The 19,446-nt window shown below is 46.6% G+C and carries 19 protein-coding genes and 2 tRNA genes; 9 read left to right on the forward strand and 12 right to left on the reverse strand.

Features of this window, described 5'->3' with window-relative positions:
• Positions 1-73 precede the first annotated feature (73 nt).
• Positions 74-146 (reverse strand) — tRNA-Arg (locus tag EML15_RS06660).
• Positions 147-241: 95 nt separating this feature from the next.
• On the opposite strand from EML15_RS06660, the gene cobF reads away from it, so the two are divergent.
• Positions 242-997: a precorrin-6A synthase (deacetylating) gene (cobF, locus tag EML15_RS06665; RefSeq protein WP_144274250.1), complete on the forward strand. Its 756-nt coding sequence runs from the start codon at positions 242-244 to the stop codon at positions 995-997.
• A gap of 42 nt (positions 998-1,039) precedes the next feature.
• Here the strand turns inward: cobF and EML15_RS06670 are convergent, their stop codons facing one another.
• The 6 genes from EML15_RS06670 to EML15_RS06695 all read right to left on the reverse strand — a co-directional run bounded on the left by EML15_RS06670 (position 1,040) and on the right by EML15_RS06695 (position 5,312).
• Entirely contained in the window at positions 1,040-1,294 is a 255-nt protein-coding gene (locus tag EML15_RS06670; protein WP_144274252.1) for a mycoredoxin, read from the reverse strand.
• A gap of 4 nt (positions 1,295-1,298) precedes the next feature.
• On the reverse strand, positions 1,299-1,838 hold the full coding sequence (locus tag EML15_RS06675) for a dihydrofolate reductase (RefSeq protein ID WP_144274254.1): 540 nt from the start codon (positions 1,836-1,838) through the stop codon (positions 1,299-1,301).
• Positions 1,838-2,656, reverse strand: coding sequence for a thymidylate synthase (locus EML15_RS06680; protein ID WP_144274256.1), 819 nt, complete (start codon positions 2,654-2,656; stop codon positions 1,838-1,840). The genes EML15_RS06675 and EML15_RS06680 overlap by 1 nt, the downstream gene beginning before the upstream one ends.
• Positions 2,657-2,696: 40 nt before the next feature.
• A complete protein-coding gene (locus EML15_RS06685) occupies positions 2,697-3,458 on the reverse strand; it encodes a 3'(2'),5'-bisphosphate nucleotidase CysQ (RefSeq protein ID WP_144274257.1) in 762 nt (253 codons plus the stop codon).
• Positions 3,459-3,521: 63 nt separating this feature from the next.
• Entirely contained in the window at positions 3,522-4,745 is a 1,224-nt protein-coding gene (locus EML15_RS06690) for an MFS transporter (RefSeq protein WP_185967208.1), read from the reverse strand.
• Positions 4,746-4,925: 180 nt separating this feature from the next.
• Positions 4,926-5,312 (reverse strand): TM2 domain-containing protein, encoded by a 387-nt coding sequence (locus EML15_RS06695; RefSeq protein ID WP_246858192.1) that lies wholly within the window; start codon positions 5,310-5,312, stop codon positions 4,926-4,928.
• A 243-nt stretch (positions 5,313-5,555) separates the two neighbouring features.
• On the opposite strand from EML15_RS06695, the gene EML15_RS06700 reads away from it, so the two are divergent.
• The 5 genes from EML15_RS06700 to EML15_RS06720 all read left to right on the forward strand — a co-directional run bounded on the left by EML15_RS06700 (position 5,556) and on the right by EML15_RS06720 (position 9,876).
• Positions 5,556-5,639 (forward strand) — tRNA-Leu (locus EML15_RS06700).
• 106 nt (positions 5,640-5,745) lie between these two features.
• On the forward strand, positions 5,746-6,957 hold the full coding sequence (locus EML15_RS06705) for a hypothetical protein (RefSeq protein ID WP_144274261.1): 1,212 nt from the start codon (positions 5,746-5,748) through the stop codon (positions 6,955-6,957).
• The gene (locus EML15_RS06710) at positions 6,941-7,201 is read left to right on the forward strand and encodes a hypothetical protein (protein ID WP_144274263.1); all 261 of its coding nucleotides are present in this window, start codon (positions 6,941-6,943) and stop codon (positions 7,199-7,201) included. The genes EML15_RS06705 and EML15_RS06710 overlap by 17 nt, the downstream gene beginning before the upstream one ends.
• Before the next feature lie 149 nt (positions 7,202-7,350).
• Positions 7,351-8,598: an endonuclease/exonuclease/phosphatase family protein gene (locus tag EML15_RS06715; RefSeq protein ID WP_144274265.1), complete on the forward strand. Its 1,248-nt coding sequence runs from the start codon at positions 7,351-7,353 to the stop codon at positions 8,596-8,598.
• A 207-nt stretch (positions 8,599-8,805) separates the two neighbouring features.
• Positions 8,806-9,876, forward strand: a complete 1,071-nt coding sequence (locus EML15_RS06720) for a hypothetical protein (protein WP_144274267.1) — start codon at positions 8,806-8,808, stop codon at positions 9,874-9,876.
• Here the strand turns inward: EML15_RS06720 and EML15_RS06725 are convergent.
• The gene (locus tag EML15_RS06725; RefSeq protein ID WP_144274269.1) at positions 9,873-10,442 is read right to left on the reverse strand and encodes a DNA-3-methyladenine glycosylase; all 570 of its coding nucleotides are present in this window, start codon (positions 10,440-10,442) and stop codon (positions 9,873-9,875) included. The two genes, EML15_RS06720 and EML15_RS06725, sit on opposite strands and share 4 nt — an antisense overlap.
• On the reverse strand, positions 10,435-11,727 hold the full coding sequence (locus EML15_RS06730) for a dicarboxylate/amino acid:cation symporter (RefSeq protein ID WP_144274271.1): 1,293 nt from the start codon (positions 11,725-11,727) through the stop codon (positions 10,435-10,437). Before EML15_RS06730 ends, EML15_RS06725 begins: the two co-directional genes overlap by 8 nt.
• A gap of 207 nt (positions 11,728-11,934) precedes the next feature.
• On the opposite strand from EML15_RS06730, the gene EML15_RS06735 reads away from it, so the two are divergent.
• Together EML15_RS06735 and EML15_RS06740 are read left to right on the forward strand one after the other, a co-directional pair.
• Positions 11,935-12,633: a hemolysin III family protein gene (locus EML15_RS06735; RefSeq protein WP_144274273.1), complete on the forward strand. Its 699-nt coding sequence runs from the start codon at positions 11,935-11,937 to the stop codon at positions 12,631-12,633.
• An 86-nt stretch (positions 12,634-12,719) separates the two neighbouring features.
• The gene (locus EML15_RS06740; protein ID WP_144274275.1) at positions 12,720-13,517 is read left to right on the forward strand and encodes an SDR family oxidoreductase; all 798 of its coding nucleotides are present in this window, start codon (positions 12,720-12,722) and stop codon (positions 13,515-13,517) included.
• 127 nt (positions 13,518-13,644) lie between these two features.
• Here the strand turns inward: EML15_RS06740 and pgi are convergent, their stop codons facing one another.
• Together pgi and EML15_RS06750 are read right to left on the reverse strand one after the other, a co-directional pair.
• Positions 13,645-15,297: a glucose-6-phosphate isomerase gene (gene pgi, locus EML15_RS06745; RefSeq protein ID WP_144274277.1), complete on the reverse strand. Its 1,653-nt coding sequence runs from the start codon at positions 15,295-15,297 to the stop codon at positions 13,645-13,647.
• Between the two features lie 61 nt (positions 15,298-15,358).
• On the reverse strand, positions 15,359-15,664 hold the full coding sequence (locus tag EML15_RS06750; protein WP_144274279.1) for a chorismate mutase: 306 nt from the start codon (positions 15,662-15,664) through the stop codon (positions 15,359-15,361).
• A gap of 144 nt (positions 15,665-15,808) precedes the next feature.
• Here EML15_RS06750 and pcrA point away from each other — a divergent pair, with 144 nt between their 5' ends.
• Positions 15,809-18,226, forward strand: coding sequence for a DNA helicase PcrA (gene pcrA / locus EML15_RS06755; protein ID WP_144274281.1), 2,418 nt, complete (start codon positions 15,809-15,811; stop codon positions 18,224-18,226).
• Between the two features lie 78 nt (positions 18,227-18,304).
• Here the strand turns inward: pcrA and EML15_RS06760 are convergent, their stop codons facing one another.
• Complete coding sequence (locus EML15_RS06760; protein ID WP_144274283.1) at positions 18,305-19,033, reverse strand: M23 family metallopeptidase; 729 nt, start codon at positions 19,031-19,033, stop codon at positions 18,305-18,307.
• Positions 19,034-19,446: the final 413 nt, after the last annotated feature.

A 19,446-nucleotide genomic window follows, 5' to 3' on the forward strand; every position in this document is an offset into this window, starting at 1 on the left:
GCGTTACGGACATGACTCTGGCATTGAATTGAGCTTGTAGACTCAATTCAACGCATACCAGTACAAAAATTTGTGCCCCAGAGAAGAATCGAACTTCCGACACCGGCTTTAGGAGAGCCGTGCTCTATCCACTGAGCTACTAGGGCAAAATATGTATCACAACCTGTTCAAGGTTACCGTATAAGATACACATATATCCAATGACTAAGCTCATGGGCATTTCATAATAAGGAGTCATCAGGTGCGTACCATTCACGTTATTGGCATTGGCGTAGGCAGTATCGAAATGCTTACTCTCGATGCAATCGAGCACCTACGTCAGTGCGATATTGTGATTGCCCTGGACAAAGGAGAAGCAAAAGCAGATTTGCTTGCTTTACGACGCAACATCGTCGATAAGTTTGCGCCTGAGATAGATATTATTAGTGTGCTCGATCCTGAACGTGATCGAAACCCACAGGACTATACCGCAGAGGTAAAAAAGTGGCATGAGATGCGTGCCCAAAAATTAGCTGAAGCAATTGTTCAGCATTCTGCTGCAACAGCAACCATTGGATTCCTTGTGTGGGGCGATCCTGCGCTCTATGACTCAACCCTGCGCATTATTGATACGATGAAACGCGATTGTGGGCTGGAAGCACAAGTGGTAGTAGTACCTGGGATTACTGCTTTTCAAGCACTGACTGCCGCTCACGCCATCCCCTTAAACCGTATTGGCGAGCCTATTGTGATTAGTACGGCACGTAAATTAGATACATTATCTGCTCAAGATCGTAGCAACTGTGTGGTCATGCTTGATGGTGGTCATGCTTGGCTTGATTCCTACACTCACCATACCTACATCTGGTGGGGAGCATATTTAGGGTCAAAGCAGCAAATAATACGTGAAGGGTATGTGCATGAGATTGGACAAGAACTTGCTCAGCTCAAAGCACAATTGCGCCGCGAGCATGGGTGGATTATGGATACGTATTTGTTACGCGAGTTATCTCGCTAAAATACGCATCCACAACAGCACAGAAAACCTGGAAAATGTTGGTTAGGCACTTAATTCTTCAAGTTTCTTGCGAACTTCAGAAGCAGCGGGATTAGTGGCAGTGGTGCCATCAGAATACTTAACAGTAGGCACAATGCGATCACCATTATTGACAGATTCTACCCAGGCAGAAGCCTCTGGATCGGCCTCAACGTCGACAAGCGTATAAGGCGTTTCGGTACGGTCAAGAGCTTTGAGTAGGCGTTGGCAGAAGGGGCACCAATCGGCAGCATAAATAGTTATGTGTTCATCAGACATATTGCTAATCCTCTCTGTTGTGAGTTTTTCTCTGCAAGGTTTGGAATTTATAGCGCACAGGAGCGGTGTTGTGAGTGCTTACGGCAGGATGGGTGAGCTTTCCTTTTTCGGAGAGTAACCACCCAGAATCATGCGTGACATGAAAATCAGTAAGCGCAGGTGCATATACTGCTTGTTCCCCTAAAAATGAGCGGAGTTCTACGTCAATAATTGTGACGACCAGTTCCTCCACCAAAGGCAAAGTCGCATGATAGACAGTTCCGCCACCAATAATCCAGGCGTCGCCCGGAATTGTCTCAAGCGAGTCAACGCACTGTGCACCAGCAGACCATTGAGCAGCATCACGATGGGTAAGAATATAGTTCTCTCGCCCAGGTAACGGACGAAAACGACGAGGAATGCTCTCCCATGTTCGCCTCCCCATCACCACTGGCGCACCAGTAGTGGTTTTCTTAAAAAAAGCAAGATCTTCCGGCAGATGCCAAGGCATATCGACGCCATCGCCAATAATCCCATCTATGGATTGTGCCCAAATAGCGCGCACTAGACTGCAACCTCACCACGAATGCCAGGGTGTGGATCATAACCAATAAGCGAAATATCCTCAAAAGAATATGCATCAATGCTCGAGGCTTTGCTGAGCTTGAGCTGTGGATAAGGTCGTGGCTCTCGGGAAAGCTGGAGTGCTACTTGATCACGATGGTTATCGTAGATATGGCAATCGCCACCAGTCCAGATAAACTCACCCACAGCTAAACCAGCTTGCTGAGCCAGCATATGGGTGAGCAGGGAATAAGACGCAATGTTAAATGGAACGCCCAGGAACATATCGGCGCTGCGTTGATAAAGCTGGCAACTGAGTTTGCCATCAGCAACATATAACTGGAACAGCAAATGGCATGGTGGCAGTGCCATATTATCCAGTTCTGCCACATTCCATGCACTAATTACATTGCGTCGAGAATCAGGATTATTTTTCAGTATATCCAGGGCTTTAGAAATCTGATCAATATGTGCCCCATTGGGAGTAGGCCAACTACGCCATTGCACACCATAAATGGGACCTAACTCGCCATTTTCGTCTGCCCATTCATCCCAAATACTAATGCCGTGCTCATGCAAAAAAGAAACATTAGAATCGCCACGTAAAAACCATAAAAGCTCTCCGACGATAGACTTAAAATGCACTTTTTTTGTCGTAATCAATGGGAATGAATCGGCAAGATTAAACCTTAACTGTGCACCAAAAAGACTGGTTGTGCCAGTTCCAGTGCGGTCATCCTTATGCACTCCATTGTCAAGAATCGATTGGAGTAGATCCTCATAAGGGGTCACAATTGTCGCTGTATTGTTGGCAGTCATGGACACTACTTTAACGCAAAAGCTGATAGAAGATATATCCCTAAGAATATGAGCCGTGCTCAGCATGAAATTGCGCAGCAAGGCGGAGGATTTCGTCGGCAAGTTCCATACGACAAATAAGCAGATCAGGAAGATAAGTGTCTTTGTTGTTGTAGCGTAATGGGGAACCATCAAGGCGTGAACAATGCAACCCGGCTGCTTGGCATACTGCAACAGGAGCAGCAGAATCCCATTCATACTGTCCACCAGCATGAATATAAGCATCATAGTCGCCAAGCAGGACATGCATTGCTTTAGCACCTGCGGAACCTAAAGAATCAGTGCTGAATCCAAGCTTATCGGCAATATGCACTGCTACCGCTGGAGGACGATTATGCGAAAGCACAATTTTTTGCGCATAAGGACCGGTCACAGCACGTGCATCAGATGTGTGGAACACCACGCCCAAATCAGGTAACCCAACGGCCGCATGAGAAGGAACCCCATCTTCTACCAGCGCAATATGCACTGCCCAATCCTGCCTGCCAGTGGCAAATTCCTTAGTCCCATCAAGCGGGTCCACAATCCATACTCGGTTCTTGTGCAGACGCTCAGGATTATCAGCAGCTTCCTCAGAAAGAAAACCATCCTGCGGGCGATGCTGCTTCAGCGCACGAGCAATCCAATTCTGTGCGAGATCATCACCTGCTTCGCCCAAAGCTCGCCCACGCAAGACACCGACATTTCTTATTCCTTTGAGAACTTCCCCTGTACCTAGGGCAAGGCGCTTGCTCAACGTTGCGTCATCGAATTGTGCACTCATACCGTATGATTCTACTGCCTTTGACACCAGAACATAGGCTTATGAGAAGATTACGCAGTTGCCTTATGCACTTTGCGGCGACGTCGACAAGCGACGGGCAAGTTGATCCTCCACAAATACTTGGCGCGTAGCAAAATAGCCACCGACGATCATCATAACGGTGAAACTTGCAGTCAAAATGCTTGCTGCATGGAAATCGTGGAAAATATCATGCAAAAGACCGGCGCAAAACGGGCCAAGAGATGCAATTGTGTACCCGATACCCTGCATGAAAGAAGATAAGGACGTCGCGCCCTGCATAGTGCGTGCACGTGAATCAATAAGAGTGAGTGACATTGGGAAAGAAAGCGGACCAAGACCAGAAATAATAACCCATAATACTGGTGCAGAATTAGTGGCAAACACCAGCCCTAGCGTGCCGACGATGGAACAAGCTCCAGAAATCACCACAAAAATGAACACACTATTGAATCTTCCGACCAACCAAGGTCCACTTGCATTAAGGATTATGCCAGTAAAAGACCAAATGCCTAGCATAGTGGCAGCAAACTGCTTGGACATTCCTGCTTCCACATATATTTGCGGGATAAAGGCAATTAAGGTGTAGGTAACAAAAGAAGTGCAGCCAAGCATGAATGCTAGTCCCCAGCCAACTTTTGTCTTCCATACCGGGATATTTGCCTTTTTCTTTCCAGTATCATTCTTACTGTGCTGTTCATGCTGTGGAGTGTGAGGTCGTCGAATACGAGCTAGTGGTAACCACGCAGCTGCTGCAGCAATACCTAAAATGCCCCACATTCCTAGGGTGAGTTGCCAACCAGGCATAGACTCCAAGCCCACCACAACTGGTGCCAATCCCATAGTGATTTGCATAGTAAAGAGATATGTTGTGTTGATCGTGGGAACTTTTTCTGGGAAAAACTCACGTGATGCCAAAGGCAAAATAGTGTTTCCCATACCAATGGCGAAAAGAGCACAGCCCGTACCTAAAAATAGAAATACTGGGTTGGGGCCGATAACTCTAAAAAATTGCCCAAGTCCAGTAATGAGCATGGCCACGCATAGTGCCTGAGGGATATTGAGGAATCTCATAATATGCGGCACTGCAAATGCAGAAACTGCGAACATAATGGTAGGCAAGGTACCGAGGACACCAATAGTCGTCGTATTGAACCCGAGTTCTTGGCTAATATGCGGCATAAGTGGTGGCAAAGCTACGATCATCGTGCGCAAGTTTAAGGCGCTGAGAATAATAGCAATAAAAGCAACAACTCTTGGGTTTTTCATACGCTCCATATTCTTTCTTTGGCAAAGAGATTAGCTGGAACCATCATAAGTCTTTGTAGCTTTTTTCTCTTGCCTTTTGCCCTATGCTCCCCATATGCACAAAAATCTCAGTCCACAAGTGCTCTGCGGAGCTTTATGTGAACTGAGATAGGTTGTAAGAAAAATTCAGATGATGAATGTTTAGAGCAGGAAACCATGAGCATCTGTCTGGAATCGACCTGATCGAGTAAGAATCATAATGAACTCGACGAAAGCCCAGATTTCGACTGCGACAACAATAGGGACACCGATGAGAATTGGAGTGAGCACTGATCCTATGAGGAGTAGGATAAGCATGGTCAGACCTTGCTTGGTGTACCCTAAGTAAAAATTGTGTAGCCCAAGACCACCCAAGAAGAAAGCAAGAACAGCAGCAATGAGGACACTCTTATTTGATTGTATTGGTGCTTGAGCAAAGTGAGCTTGTTGCATGATTTGAGGCGGATAACTCTGGTAAGGCTGGGGGACAGAGTTAAAGTTATGCTGATTTTGGTTTTGTTGTACTGGGTCGATAAAAGGATTGCTCATAATGCTACCTATTCTTGAAAGGACGCTATTTTCTTGTTAAAGACTTTAAGAGGTTATGAGCTTCTTTACAAGAAACGCAGGGATTTGTAAGGCTTTTTCCTCACTTTCGACGTTTATCTTATTCTAGAAGAACACTATAGCCTCAATAAGCTGCTCATTTGTCAGATGAAAACCAGAAGTATAGAGTTTTCCATGAACTTAATCTTTCTAAACTTTCTAATGAAAATAGGAAGATGAACTAAAGGGCGAGTGGCGGAATGGCAGACGCGCTGGCTTCAGGTGCCAGTGTCCTTTAAGGACGTGGGGGTTCAAGTCCCCCTTCGCCCACAAGAAAATGTGGATATCTTACGCACAGATGTAAGGTATCCACATTTTTGTGCGTACGGAAGAATTATGGTCAGGACCAAATAAAAGTATCAGCTAGCGTGTGTCCATGACGCTTAATGGGATAGAGCTGTTGGCACAGCGTGATTTGTTGGCGTGGTGGAAAGCGACTGAGGGGACGGGTTTTCTAGAGCGGAAACGTATTCTCGAGGAGCCTTTTGCTGCCATTGTTGCTGCTTATGGTGAGCAGGCTGCGTATGCCGCAGCGGATTATTTGTTTTTGCAGCGTTCTCTTGACGATGAGTTATCTAACTTGGCATATCCTGAGGTTGCTGATCCTGTGGGGTATGAGCAGGCGGTGGCGTCGTATAGGTGGGGGATGCGTGTTGATGATACCGGTGATGGGGCGCAGGTGGCTGTGGCGTTGCGGAAGTTGCAGGGTGTGGTGAATCGTTTGGTGGTTGCTCCTGCTCGTCGCACGGTTGAGTTGGGGGTGGCGCGTGCTGGTACGCGGTATGCGCGTGTTCCTGAGCCTGGGGCGTGTGATTTTTGTTTGATGTTGGCGTCTCGTGGTGGTGTGTATTCTTCTGAGACGGTGTTTGGTCAGTTGGGTGGGTATCACGATAATTGTCGGTGTTTGGGGATTGAGGTGACTGATGATGAGCAGTTGCCGCGGATTAATCGTGAGTTGGGAGATGTGTGGCGTGCCTCTGGTAGTCGGACGTTGCGTGATTTTGGGTTGGCGTTGAATACTCGGCGTGAGTTTACTGGTTCGGATAATCCGTTGAATCAGCGTGTGTATCGTTTGGTGGATGATTCGACTCGTGCGGCTTTGGAGCGGTGGCAGGGGAGGGATCGTTTTTATGAGAAGGTGCAGGCGTTTGTTGAGGGAAGAGAATATAATGCAGAGGCGGTTGGTGTTGCTCGTGATTTGGATCGTGCTGCTAGGCAGACTCCGTTGCAGTCGGATGTGTTGATGTGGCGTGGTGTGCGTAACTGGCACAATACTTTTGGTACTGACGACTTAGATACTCTTCCTGGCTGGAAGAAGAAGCAGGAGCGTTTTACTCCTATCACTTCTTCTCGTGAAGTTGCTACAAATGAGTTCACCACGTACGGCAAGGCGGGTGCGTTGCTGCGTGTGGAGGCGAAGAAAGGTACACCCGGTATCTGGATGCCGACGAATGGTAGCGACGAAGAAAAATTAGTTATGCAGCAAGAATTTCTGATTCCGCCTGGTGCTACTATAAAAGTTGTTTCTGTTGAGCCTGGCGAATTGCCGATGATAAATGTGGAGGTGTCTTATGCCAACGGCGCATGAGGTGTTTCTTGAGCGGTTGTGGGATGATATGTCTTTTGCTCGTGATGATAAGCCTCCCACGAATGTTCCTGTTCTTATGGAACGTCTTGGCGTTGAAGGTAAGTCCCGTGAAGAGCGTCAAGCTGCTGTTGATAAGTGGCTAGAGGATAATGAGCCTGGTTTGTTTCTTCGGTTCCAGTTGGAAGAGTTTGGCTATATCACTCGTAGTGAGGAACAATCAGTTTCCTCTACTGGCGCTGCCTAGTTGGTAGGTGGCTGGGTTCGAGTCCCAGCAGCGCACCGGCATATTCTTTCAAGAACACCATCACGCACGGAATTTCAAGCAACAGAGTTTATATCCCGTGTTTATACAGCGTTCCCTTCATGTTCACCTGCGCGCATTAGCATGAAAACATGAACAAAAGAACAATCATCTCCCTCCTCAGCACAGCAGCATTAACCTGTGCTCTCGTCGCATGTTCCACCGATGAGAACAGTACAGAGAAACAAGGCAACAAAGAATCAGCACAGGCGTCGGCAAGCACAGTGGCACATGATAAAAACGAAGAAGAAAACGAAGGACAGAAAGAAAAACAGGAAAAGGAATCCATCAAGTTTGCAACCTATAATGCCAGCCTAAATCGCAAGGCGGAGGGCAAGCTTATTGAAGATCTCTCCACACCTAATAATGAGCAGGCAGGCGTTATTGCCACAATCATCAAGAGCGAGAACCCAGATGTGCTTGTCATTAACGAATTTGACTATGACCCGGAGGGTAAAGCACTGAAATTGTTCCAGGAGAATTATCTAGATAACGCCTACAAGTACTCATTCAGCGCCGAAGTGAATACCGGTGTGGATTCAGGGCTTGATCTAGACAATAACGACGTTTTACATGAGGCAAACGACGCATGGGGATATGGTGAGTTTCCTGGCCAATACGGAATAGCCGTACTCTCGAAATACCCACTCAAAACGGATGCTCTAAGAAGTTTCCAGAAACTTCTATGGAAAGACATGCCAAATAATCTCATGCCCGCAGATTATTATGGTGCCAATGCTGACAAGCTGCGTTTATCCAGTAAGTCACACTGGGATTTGCCAGTAGAAATTGGAAACAAAGAGATTCACCTTCTTATTTCCCACCCCACACCGCCGTCTTTCGATGGACCCGAGAAACGCAATGGGCGCCGCAATTCCGATGAAATTCGCCTCACTGCCGATTACATTCATGGCGGCAAAGAGGCAGAATGGATCATTGATGACCAGGGGCAACGCGGTGGTTTAGCACCAGATGCGGAATTCATTGTCTTCGGCGACCAAAACTCTGACCCGCGTGATGGTGGCGCAGGTTTCACAGGCGTGAAGCAATTGCTGGAGCAGGAGCGTGTGGTAGATCCGAAACCAACTTCGGAAGGTGCAGTGGAGGCGGCAAGGCAACCAGGCAACGATACGCACAGTAACCCTGCAGAAAATGACACTGCCGATTTTTCTGACCCAACGCCGGGTAATTTGCGTGTTGATTATGTATTACCTTCTCGCGGTCTGAACGTGAAGGGTTCACACGTTGTGTGGCCAAAGAGCGACCAGCCTTTGGGTGAGCTGATGGATCCTAAGACCAGTAGCGATCACCGCATGGTTGTGCTTGAGATAGAGCCTTAAGCATTTATTAGCCAAAGAACGTCGGGTGGTTCTTGCATATCCCGGAGACAAGTTTAAGTTGTTGTCTTCGGGATTATTTTGTGGGCGCATAATCAGACTTGGGTCACGTTGTGTGTAATAAATAACGCTTATCGACGACATAACAGTCGTAGTGAAATTTTTTTTTCCAGGAACACAGGAAAGAAAGCAGGAAAAGGTAGAGAGCAGATGAACAATAGCATTTGGGATACCCCGCAGTCAGTACCGCACAATAATGCTAGACCCGGCAATTCTGGCAAAGGAAAAAAATTTATTGTTCTGGTTGTTGTGTTTATTGTTCTCCTTGCTCTTATCGCTATCGGCTGGTTCTTTTTAAGTGGTAGGTCGACTAATCACACCGCTGATTCTGCTGCGCAGTTTACGGTGAGCAATGGTACGAGTGAAAAATCAGTAGAGAAAAGTTCTGTTACATCTGTTAGTTCTACATATGCTACTTCTGCACAGGAAAGTGCACAGCCGACGTCGAACGCAAAAGAAGAGCTTGATGTAGTAGCAGTAGAACCAGCAGTAGGTTATGGCGATTGCAATGCGCTGAACAAAGTAGAAGATGGCGGCAATCTTATTTTTCAGCATGGTGATTCAATATCACATGGTGAATCTGGTGATACGGTTGTGTCATTTTGTGATGGACAATGGGCGAAGACTGGTCTTTATGCCTCTGATTCTGGTCGGGGGTTACAGCATTGGACGGGAACCGAATGGGAGTATGTTCGTTCTGCCGGAACAACAAGTGGTATGGGCTTGGCAAGGTCATGTTGGGATAAGCAGCAGCTGATCAGCATGGGTATTCCGGGAGAATTATTAGCAGATGTTGTGACGTGCGATGCAGGTGATGTGATAAACAATGCAGCCCCTTCTGCAGGATCTAATTCTGCTGGGGTGAGTAGTTTGGCTGCGTATGAACAACCACAATGTGATGGTCACTATATTCTTATCGTCGATAATGTTGTTTTCGCCGAATCGACGCCATATGAAGCTCAAACTGTTCAAGAGCGTTTGAGTGCATATCCTGGGGCGAAAACAACAAAACCAGGAGCGTGTCCTTCATTGCGAGCTTGGAAAGATGATTCGCAGGGGCGTTCTCTTAGCGATGCTGGATATGATGGTGGGTATATCATTCCCATTTACTATGATTACGGTTCTGACAAGAGTGCCGTATGCTCTGCTCAGCAGAATTATCCTGGTTCTTATGCTCGTGTTCTGAGTAATCAAGCAGAATACTTAACTCCATGCGGCTAGATGTGAGCTGGTGCGCTGCGCGGTGAGCTAACGGTTTTGTCTCCTGGTATCCAAAAGCGCAAAGGGGCTTCAGTATTTTTAGAAATGCCGATTCGAGGTCCACGAACCCAGTGTGGTTGTTGGGTTCTGGGCGTCAAAATAAAATCCGGACCATGTATGGATGCGCCATTATGAATAAGATCAAGTCCTAGAGCTGAGCCGAGATTTCCTGGCCCTTGTGCCAGACGTGCAAAGGGGATAGAGTTGCCACGGCGTTGACGTGCCAGTTCAACCCCTTCGACTATTTCACCTGCACGTAGGAGACAGCCTTGTCCTACTCCTTGAGGTGCGCAGACAATATTTCCTGCTCGGTGGATACCATAAGAGACGTAGACGTACATGCAGCCACCAGCAGAAAACATTGCACGATTACGTGGTGTTGGTCCGCGGTACGTATGTGAGGCAGCATCCTCAGTTCCCAGATAGGCTTCTATTTCAGTTAATCGAATAGAAACACCGGCATGATGTAGTACGCAGCCTAAAAGCTGTGGCGCTACTACATCAGCTGGTTCTGAAAAATTAATCATGGTTCCATACTTGTTCGTTGAGAATACCTGCGCGTTTAGACACTACAGCTGCTACTAAAGCCTGACCGGTGACGTTGACTGCGGTACGTCCCATATCGATGATAGGTTCAATGGCAAGTAATAAGCCTACACCTGCTAATGGCAAACCAAGTGTAGAAAGTGTCAAAGTAAGCATAACAGTGGCACCAGTGGTGCCTGCTGTGGCAGCGGAACCAATTACTGAGACGAAGATAATCAACAAATAATCTGTGAAGTCGAGTGATACACCATAGAATTGTGAAACGAAAATAGCGGCAACAGCAGGGTAAACAGCAGCACAACCATCCATTTTTGTTGTTGCACCTAGTGGAATGGCGAAAGACGCATATTCGCGAGGAACACCAAGAGCTTGTTCAGATACTCGCTGTGTTACTGGCATTACGCCCATGGAAGATCGAGTAACAAAGCCAAGCGACGTGACCGGAGCGATGCGTCGATAGAATCCAATGACCGGGATACGTGCAAAACGTAGTACAGCTGGGTAAATAATGCCGAGTACCAGCGCTAAACCAAGATAAACAGCGATAACAAATTTACCTAGTGAACCAAGTGCTTCCCAACCATAGCTAGCGATTGCGTGAGCAATGAGTGCAGCTGTGCCAACGGGGGCGAGACGGATGATCCACCATAAAACTTTCTGAATGATGGCTAGCAAAGATTCGTTAAAAGCAAAGAAAGGCTCGGCTGCCTTACCGCTTTGGATTGCGGCAATGCCAATTGCTAAAGAAAGAATGAGGATTTGTAGCACATTGAAATTTATGTTGATTGCCCCAGAATCGGTAGCGCTAGCGCTTAACCCGAGAAAGTTTACTGGCACTATGGATTCTAAAAATCCGAACCAACTTCCTACCTTGGAAGGATCGGCGGCATTACTCGGGTCGATTGTGGTATTTTCTCCTGGTTTTATGAGCAGGGCGACGATAATGCCAGTCACTACAGAGAAGAATGCCGTAATGGCAAACCACATGAGCGTCGAAACTGCTAGTCGTGCTGCATTGGTTACTTTACGCAAATTAGCGATGGAAGTGACAACGGCGGTGAAGACAAGGAGCGGAATGAGTAATTTAAGTAGCTGCACATAAGTGTCGCCGATTGCTTCGAGTGCATTGGTGAGCCAGTCATTATTTTCATTATTCTTTCGGGCAAGAAAGCCGAGTACAAGACCGACAATCAGGCCGATAATGACTTGAACACCGAAGTTGCTTATCCATGTGGTGCGTTTACGGGTGGGGTGGGGTGTAGTCATGTATTTCCTTTTCTAGTTTGCTTGTTCTTCCATATGCTTGATGAATCATATTCATGCTCGTCATGGTTCAACGCATAAGTGGTGATTTTATGCCGCGTGAGGGGCTATCCGACGAATAATGTGAGCAAATTAACAGACTGGTATATTTTGTATAGACAGATCTGTCTATCTTTTCTGTATTATCTTCCTGGACTAAGCTGGATTGCTATGACCCAACAGCAACACGAAGACCTCATTGCGCGAACCCGCTATGTGTGGAATCGTGGTCCAAGACCAAGCGGGCGTGGCAAAGTGCACTTTATCGGTGCGGTACTAAGTCTTGTGTCTGGTACCGTTCTTTCTACCTATGCCTGGATGACGCTGCCGTGGTGGCAAGCTATGGGAGTATGCGTATATGCGGTGGGACTATGTGCGCTATTTGGTGTTTCTGCTGCCTATCACCTAGGACCGTGGCGTCATAAGAAAACCGTGCAATGGTGGCGTAGGGCAGATCATGCCATGATCGCTGTGTTTATTGCTGCTACCTACACGCCATTGAGTCTTATAATTTTGTCGCGGCAACAAACAATATGGTTGCTCGGTACTGTATGGGTTGGAGCGGTGCTAGGTGTTGTGCTCAACCTTGTATGGATCAATCACCCACGCTGGTTAGATGTAGTGGTGTACTTGGTTTTGGGATGGTTGATTGTGCCGTTGATGTCCCAGCTATGGGTCAATGCCGGTGCAGCGGTGGTCTGGCTGATTCTCGCTGGTGGAATTGTCTATTCGCTTGGGGCGGTGATGTATGGTTTTCGTTGGCCAGGTAGGCAAGCGCGTCATTATGGTTTTCATGAGCATTTTCATACCGCTACAGTTGTAGCAGCTATTTTGCACCTGATAGCTATGTGGTTTGTGGTGGTTCCATAAGATTTTTAACCCCTTGATAGGGGCTATGCAAGAAAAAGATGAGAAAATGCTTTCTGAAGACTAAGTAGAAGTTCTAATATAGGTATATGGCTTCAACAGTATTTATTTCGGGCGCTGCCCGCGGAATTGGACGTTCAACAGCACTAGAGTTGGCTCGACGTGGTTGGACAGTAGGCGTATATGACATAGTTGATGATTTTGGGTGGATCGAAACCGAAGATCTTGGCTCAGGAAAAATCTATTCAGGGCATTTGGACGTGACTGATCCACAGTCATGGGAAGAAGCACTCAAAGACTTTGCTGGTCATACCGGTGGCGAAATTAAAGTCGTTGTTAATAACGCTGGTGTCCTTTATGCGGGACCTTTTATGGAAGAAGGTTCCTACGAGCGTGATGAGTTCTTAGTGAATGTCAATGTCAAAGGAGTGCTCAACGGTTCACGTGCAGCATATCCGTATCTTAAAGCAGCACATGATGCCAAGCTGGTAAACCTTGCATCTGCATCAGCTATCTATGGTACCCCTGATATGGCAGTTTATTCTGCAACAAAATTTGCGGTACGCGGTATTACTGAAGCGCTTAATCTTGAGTGGGAACAGGACGGCATCACAGTATCATCACTGTGGCCCCTCTACGTAAACACAGGAATGCTCGATGGAGTATCTACCAGTGGTACTAAAAAGATGGGTGTGCGTCTAGGACCAGATGATATTGCACAAGCTGTCGCTGACATGGTACAAAGCGAACGCGGTAAGATCGCTAAGGTACATCAGCCAGTAGGTCTGCAAACAAAAGTGATGTATGCCTTCTCTCATTTTTCTCCTGCTTGGCTTACACGCTTTATCAACGCAAAGCTCACTACAGACCGTCCGGTGCGCCCATAACATCCATTAGTTGAAGTGCCTAAAAGTGCTTCAACATCACGTATCGCTCACAAAGCGCCCCTATAGTTAACCCCGGTGTTTGGGGTTCTCCTATAGGGGCTCGTTCTATCATGTACCTAGCTTGTGCTTAGTTGGTCTGCTCATCACGATGTTTTCGATACCATCCAATAAGCGCATCAGTAGAACTATCGCCAGATTGTGCTTTTTCTTTTCCGCTCACAGCAGCTGCTAAATCATTGGCTTGTTGTTTTCCGAGTTCGACCCCCCATTGGTCAAAGGAATTGATATCCCATATTGCGCCCTCGACGAACACAATATGCTCATATAGAGCAATTAATGTCCCCAGAGCATAAGGATTCAGTTCTGGTGCCAAAATGGTAGTGGTAGGGCGGTTACCTGGCATGACCTTGTGCGGTACTAATGCGGGATCTACGCCATCAGCAGTAATTGCTGCTGCGGTCTTACCAAAGGCAAGTACCTTTGTTTGTGCAAAAAAATTGCTCATCAGCAAATCATGCATACTGCCATCGCCTGTTGCTGTGGGGATGTCTTGTTGTGGGCGGGCGAAACCGATGAAGTCTGCTGGAATAAGTTTTGTCCCTTGGTGTAGGAGCTGGAAAAAAGCATGCTGACCATTTGTGCCAGGCTCACCCCAGAATATCTCTCCTGTTTGTAGCGTTACTGTCGTTCCATCACGATGCACAGACTTACCGTTGGACTCCATAGTTAGTTGCTGCAAATAGGCAGGGAATCGACCAAGGTCTTGGCTGTAGGGGAGCACTGCGTGGCTTTGCGCACCATAGAAGTTGTTGTACCAGACTCCCAATAGTCCCATAAGTACAGGAACATTATGCGCAAGTTCTGTGTGAGCGAAATGCTCATCCATGTCATGAAAACCATCGAGCAGGCGCATAAAATCTTGTGGACCAATGACTGCCATGAGGGATAAACCAATAGCGGAATCCATGGAATAGCGTCCACCGACCCAGTTCCAAAAACCAAACATATTAGCAGTATCAATACCGAAATCTGCTACTTTTTCGGTGTTGGTAGACACAGCAACAAAATGCTTTGCTACAGCCGCCTCATCTCCTAGTTTCTTGATCAGCCAACGCTTAGCAGCATGAGCATTTGCCAGTGTTTCTTGAGTTGTAAAGGTTTTAGAAGAAACAATAAACACAGTAGATTCAGGATTACATTGCTCAAGCACTGCACTGATGTCTGCAGGGTCGACGTTGGAGACAAAATGTGCCTTAATGCCTGCCGTGGCATAACTGCGTAGTGCTCGCGTGGCCATGGCAGGCCCCAGGTCGGAACCTCCGATGCCAATGTTGACTACTGTATCAATGCGCTGACCTGTGAAACCGCGCCAAGTGCCAGTTCTAAGCGCAGTGGCAAAGTTACGCATTTTCTCTAGCACTTCGTGCACATCAGCGACAACGTTTTGCTTATCGACGACCAACTCAGCATCTTTGGGCAGGCGCAAGGCGGTATGGAGCACTGCGCGATCTTCAGTATTGTTGATATGTTTTCCAGCAAACATATCAGCGATTTTTTGAGATAATCCTCTTGCCTCGGCTAACTCAATGAGTAATGCAATAGTCGTCTCGTTGATGAGATTTTTAGACAGATCAATATAAAGACCGGCTGCTTCATAGCTAAAGTTTTGTGTACGCTGAGCATCAGCGTCGAAAAGCGCAGATAGAGTTGTATTTTTTATGTCAGTGTAATGATCGGTGAGTCTGTGCCACTGGGGTAGAGAAGTGATGTCAGTGCTCATGTGATGCTCCTTGAGGGGGTTGAGCAAAGGTTTGTATTATCTTCTTCCAAGCTAGCGTTAATTAGCCGAGTTTGCCACGTCCCATGCGCAGTAGTAACTGTGCTAAAGCTGGTCCTTCTTCACCGATTTCTGCTCGGAATTGGTTGATGATTGCTACTTCGCGAGTGTGGACGAGTTTTGTGCCACCAGAACCTAGGCGTGTTTTGCCAATCAATTGTGATATTTCTGCGCGTCGTTTTACTGCGCTGAGGATTTCTCGGTCGAGGCGATCGATCTCTAAGCGATATTTTTGTATTTCCGCATCGGAAAGTGCATCATCAACGCCTGTAGGCATGAGTTTTTCAGATGAACTATCAGCAGTAGACATACTCATTATTGTGCCATGTGCAAGAGGAATTGTTAAAGCCGTGCAAGGTTTTTGCACTGTACTTTCTTGAAGAAAAGGCGAAAAATTCGGTAGGGGTAGGGTGAAGAACCCCCTATGTCGCTAAGACGTTGTAGGTTAGAAACGATGAATGAATACGTAAACAATAATCCTTTTCAGGCAAGAACTACTGACCATACACATCAGGGCTTAGCAAGTTCTGCTGAGGAGCTTCTCGACGGGCTCAATGAACAGCAGAAGCAAGCGGTGACATATCACGGTGGAGCTTTGCTTATCGTCGCAGGTGCTGGTTCCGGGAAAACAGCTGTGCTTACGAGGCGGATTGCCTATTTAATGCATACAGGAGTGGCACATCCAGGTCAGATTCTTGCTATTACCTTCACTAATAAGGCTGCTGCGGAGATGAAGGAACGCGTAGAGTCACTTGTTGGACCGATCGCTCAACGTATGTGGGTGGCTACCTTCCATTCAACGTGTGTGCGTATTCTTAGGGAGCAAGCAGGACTGATTCCACAGCTAAACAGTAATTTTACTATCTATGATTCTGATGATTCCAAGCGTCTGCTGGGAATGATTGCCAAAGATCTTGACATAGATGTCAAAAAGTATCCGCCTCGAATGCTTGCAGCGGGAATATCCAAGTATAAAAATGATCTCATCAGCGTTGCTCAAGCACAGGCAGAAGTAACGACGGGTGCGGGTTCTTATGAAGCCATGGTGGTGCAAGTATATGAGCAGTATCAACGTCGTTTAGCTGATGCTAATGCTGTAGATTTTGATGATCTCATTGCCATAACTGTGTCAATTCTGCAGAATAATCCAGATGTGGCTGCATACTACCGACGTCGTTTCCGCCATGTTTTAGTAGACGAATATCAAGATACAAATCATGCTCAGTATGTCCTATTGCGTACCTTGGTAGGGGAAGGGGAACAGGCAAGCCATCTGTGTGTTGTTGGTGATTCTGATCAGTCTATTTATGCCTTTCGTGGCGCTACGATCCGTAATATCGAAGAATTCGAGCGGGATTTCCCTAGTGCTCAGACTATTGTGTTGGAACAGAATTATCGTTCCACCCAAAATATCCTTAGCGCTGCAAATGCAGTGATTGCGAGAAATAGTCAGCGTAGAAAGAAAAATCTTTGGACTGAGGCAGGATCTGGTGAGAAGATCATTGGCTATGTTGCCGATAATGAACATGATGAGGCACGTTTCATAGCCACTGAAATAGATCACTTGTCTGATCACGGCACAAATTATAATGACATAGCGATCATGTATCGTACGAATAATTCTTCACGTGCAATTGAAGAGATATTTATTCGTTCTGGTATTCCTTATAAGGTTGTTGGTGGGACTCGCTTTTATGAGCGTAAAGAAATTCGGGATATAGTTGCCTATCTGCGCCTCATTGATAATCCCGAAGATGAAGTATCACTGCGCAGAATTATCAATACTCCACGACGCGGCATCGGTGATAAAGCCCTTGCTTTACTGAGCCTTCATGCGCAGAATAATCGCATCAGTCTCTATCAGGCTCTGCTGGATGCCTGCGCTGATAAAGTCTCATTGCTAGGTACTCGTGCGATTCGGGCAATAAGTGGTTTTGTGGAATTACTCACTGGGATACAGCAACGAGCTACAGAGAATCTACATGAACTTACACAGCTTCCTGATATCGCTGCTATGGTTTCCGATATTCTCGACAGTACCGGCTATAAGAGCGAACTAGAGCAATCGAATGATCCACAAGATGCAGCTCGTCTAGATAATCTCAACGAACTTGTGTCTGTTGCAAGGGAGTTTTGTGCAGAAGCTGCTAATCAATTGGCATATGTTGAGCAGGAAAGTATTGCAGATATATCTGAGGCTCAGGCTGTTCCTGGCAGTTTGCAGGCATTTCTAGAGAAAGTGTCATTGGTTGCTGATAGCGATCAACTTCCTGATGAGCAACAAGATGTTGTGACACTAATGACTCTGCACACAGCTAAAGGTCTGGAGTTTCCGATTGTCTTTTTAATAGGTTGGGAAGACGGACAATTCCCGCATATGCGTGCCTTAGGGGATCCAAAAGAACTGGCAGAGGAGCGTCGTTTAGCTTATGTAGGTATAACACGTGCGCGTCGGAAGTTATATCTGTCTCGTGCGATTATGCGTAGTTCTTGGGGAAATGCTCAAATGAATCCGCAATCTCGTTTCCTTGATGAGATACCTGGTGATCTTTTAGAGTGGCGCAGAACAGAACCAGACGGAATGCGTAGTGGTTGGTATGAGTCATATGGTCAACCAAACACGCCACGAACGCAGAATACGTATGGGTCGTATGGAAATATGAGATCGCATAGACCGAATACTGCGCGCACTACTAAAACAAGCCAGTTGCACGTGGTGGTGGGAGATCGCGTTAATCATGAGAAATACGGGTTGGGCACGGTGACTGCCGTTGATGGTATGGGGCAGTACATGTCAGCAACAATTGATTTTGGTTCCTCAGGAGTGGTGCGTCTCATGCTCATTGGTAATGTGCCAATGGAAAAACTCTGAGTCCATACATTGAAGAAATGCGTGTGATAACGCAAAAGGAGCAGTACAACTGTACTGCTCCTTTTTGTATGAAAAGGTTTAGAAAGAAACGCCGTGTTCCTCTAACCATGCAATAGGATCTGCTGGGGTGGATCCATCAGGGTGGATCTCAAAGTGCAAATGTGGTCCAGTAGAGAATCCAAGGCTGCCCATGCCAGCGATTTGCTGTCCAGCAACTACGCGCTCGCCCACGGCGACGTCGAGAGTTTCCATATGGCCATATACAGAGATGGAACCATCATCGTGGCGAATACGAATCCACTGACCATAACCAGAAGCTGGACCGGAATCAATAACAGTACCATCCATGACTGCGTAGATAGGTGTGCCGGAGGCATTAGCAATATCAATGCCAGTGTGGAAAGCACCCCAACGGAACTCAAAGAGGGTAGTGAGGATACCATCAGCAGGTTTAGCGATGGTGACTTTCGGAATGCGGATTAGTTCATCAATTACAGCTCGTTCTTCACTGTACTGTACTGCTTTGGTGAGCTGGTTGCTTAAGTTGGTGTTTGGCTTAAACTCGGCAATAGAGAGGATCTGTGGTGAAGTTTCTTCCTCAGCAACAACCTCTCCTTCGTGAGCAGCAAGAGCGATTTTCGCATCTTTGTCTGTAGTTTTAGTGTGAGATTGTGCAATCGCCGCGCCAGTAGCACCAGAAATAGAAAGAGCACTGGCTACCAAAGTCATAAGGGAAATACGATTTTTGAGGCTAGAGGTGTTTTGTTTGCGGTGTTTTCCGCCAGTAGTCCGTTGTGCAGACTGCATAAAACTTCACTTTCCTTCTAGTAGCATATGGCAATGTGATTTATTGCTTCGTATAAGCCGAAATGCTGAGTCTCAAAGCCCGATTCAGCAAGAGATTACGAAGGTTAATCATATTGTAACCAACTTGTTATCGTTCGAGATGTAACGATAGCGCTTTCTAACTTATTGGGCAAGCTCTTCTTGTTGAAAAAACAAATTTCTTTTTATCTTTTTGTTAAAAACATCAATGAGCTTGGACAATGCTTAGAAAAAATTTTCCACATCAAACCCCCATCAAGTGTAGTGTATTTTAACTTTTGTTAATAATTGTTATCTAAAGTTGCTAAAAGTGTGTGGAGGTAAGTTTTCTTAAGTTTCTCCCCCATGGTTGCCGTCGTGTAATCGACCGTCATCTCTGAATGCGTGGCACAGTT

Source organism: Corynebacterium sp. sy017, from assembly GCF_017918135.1.
In the GTDB taxonomy this organism is placed as follows: Bacteria; Actinomycetota; Actinomycetes; order Mycobacteriales; family Mycobacteriaceae; genus Corynebacterium.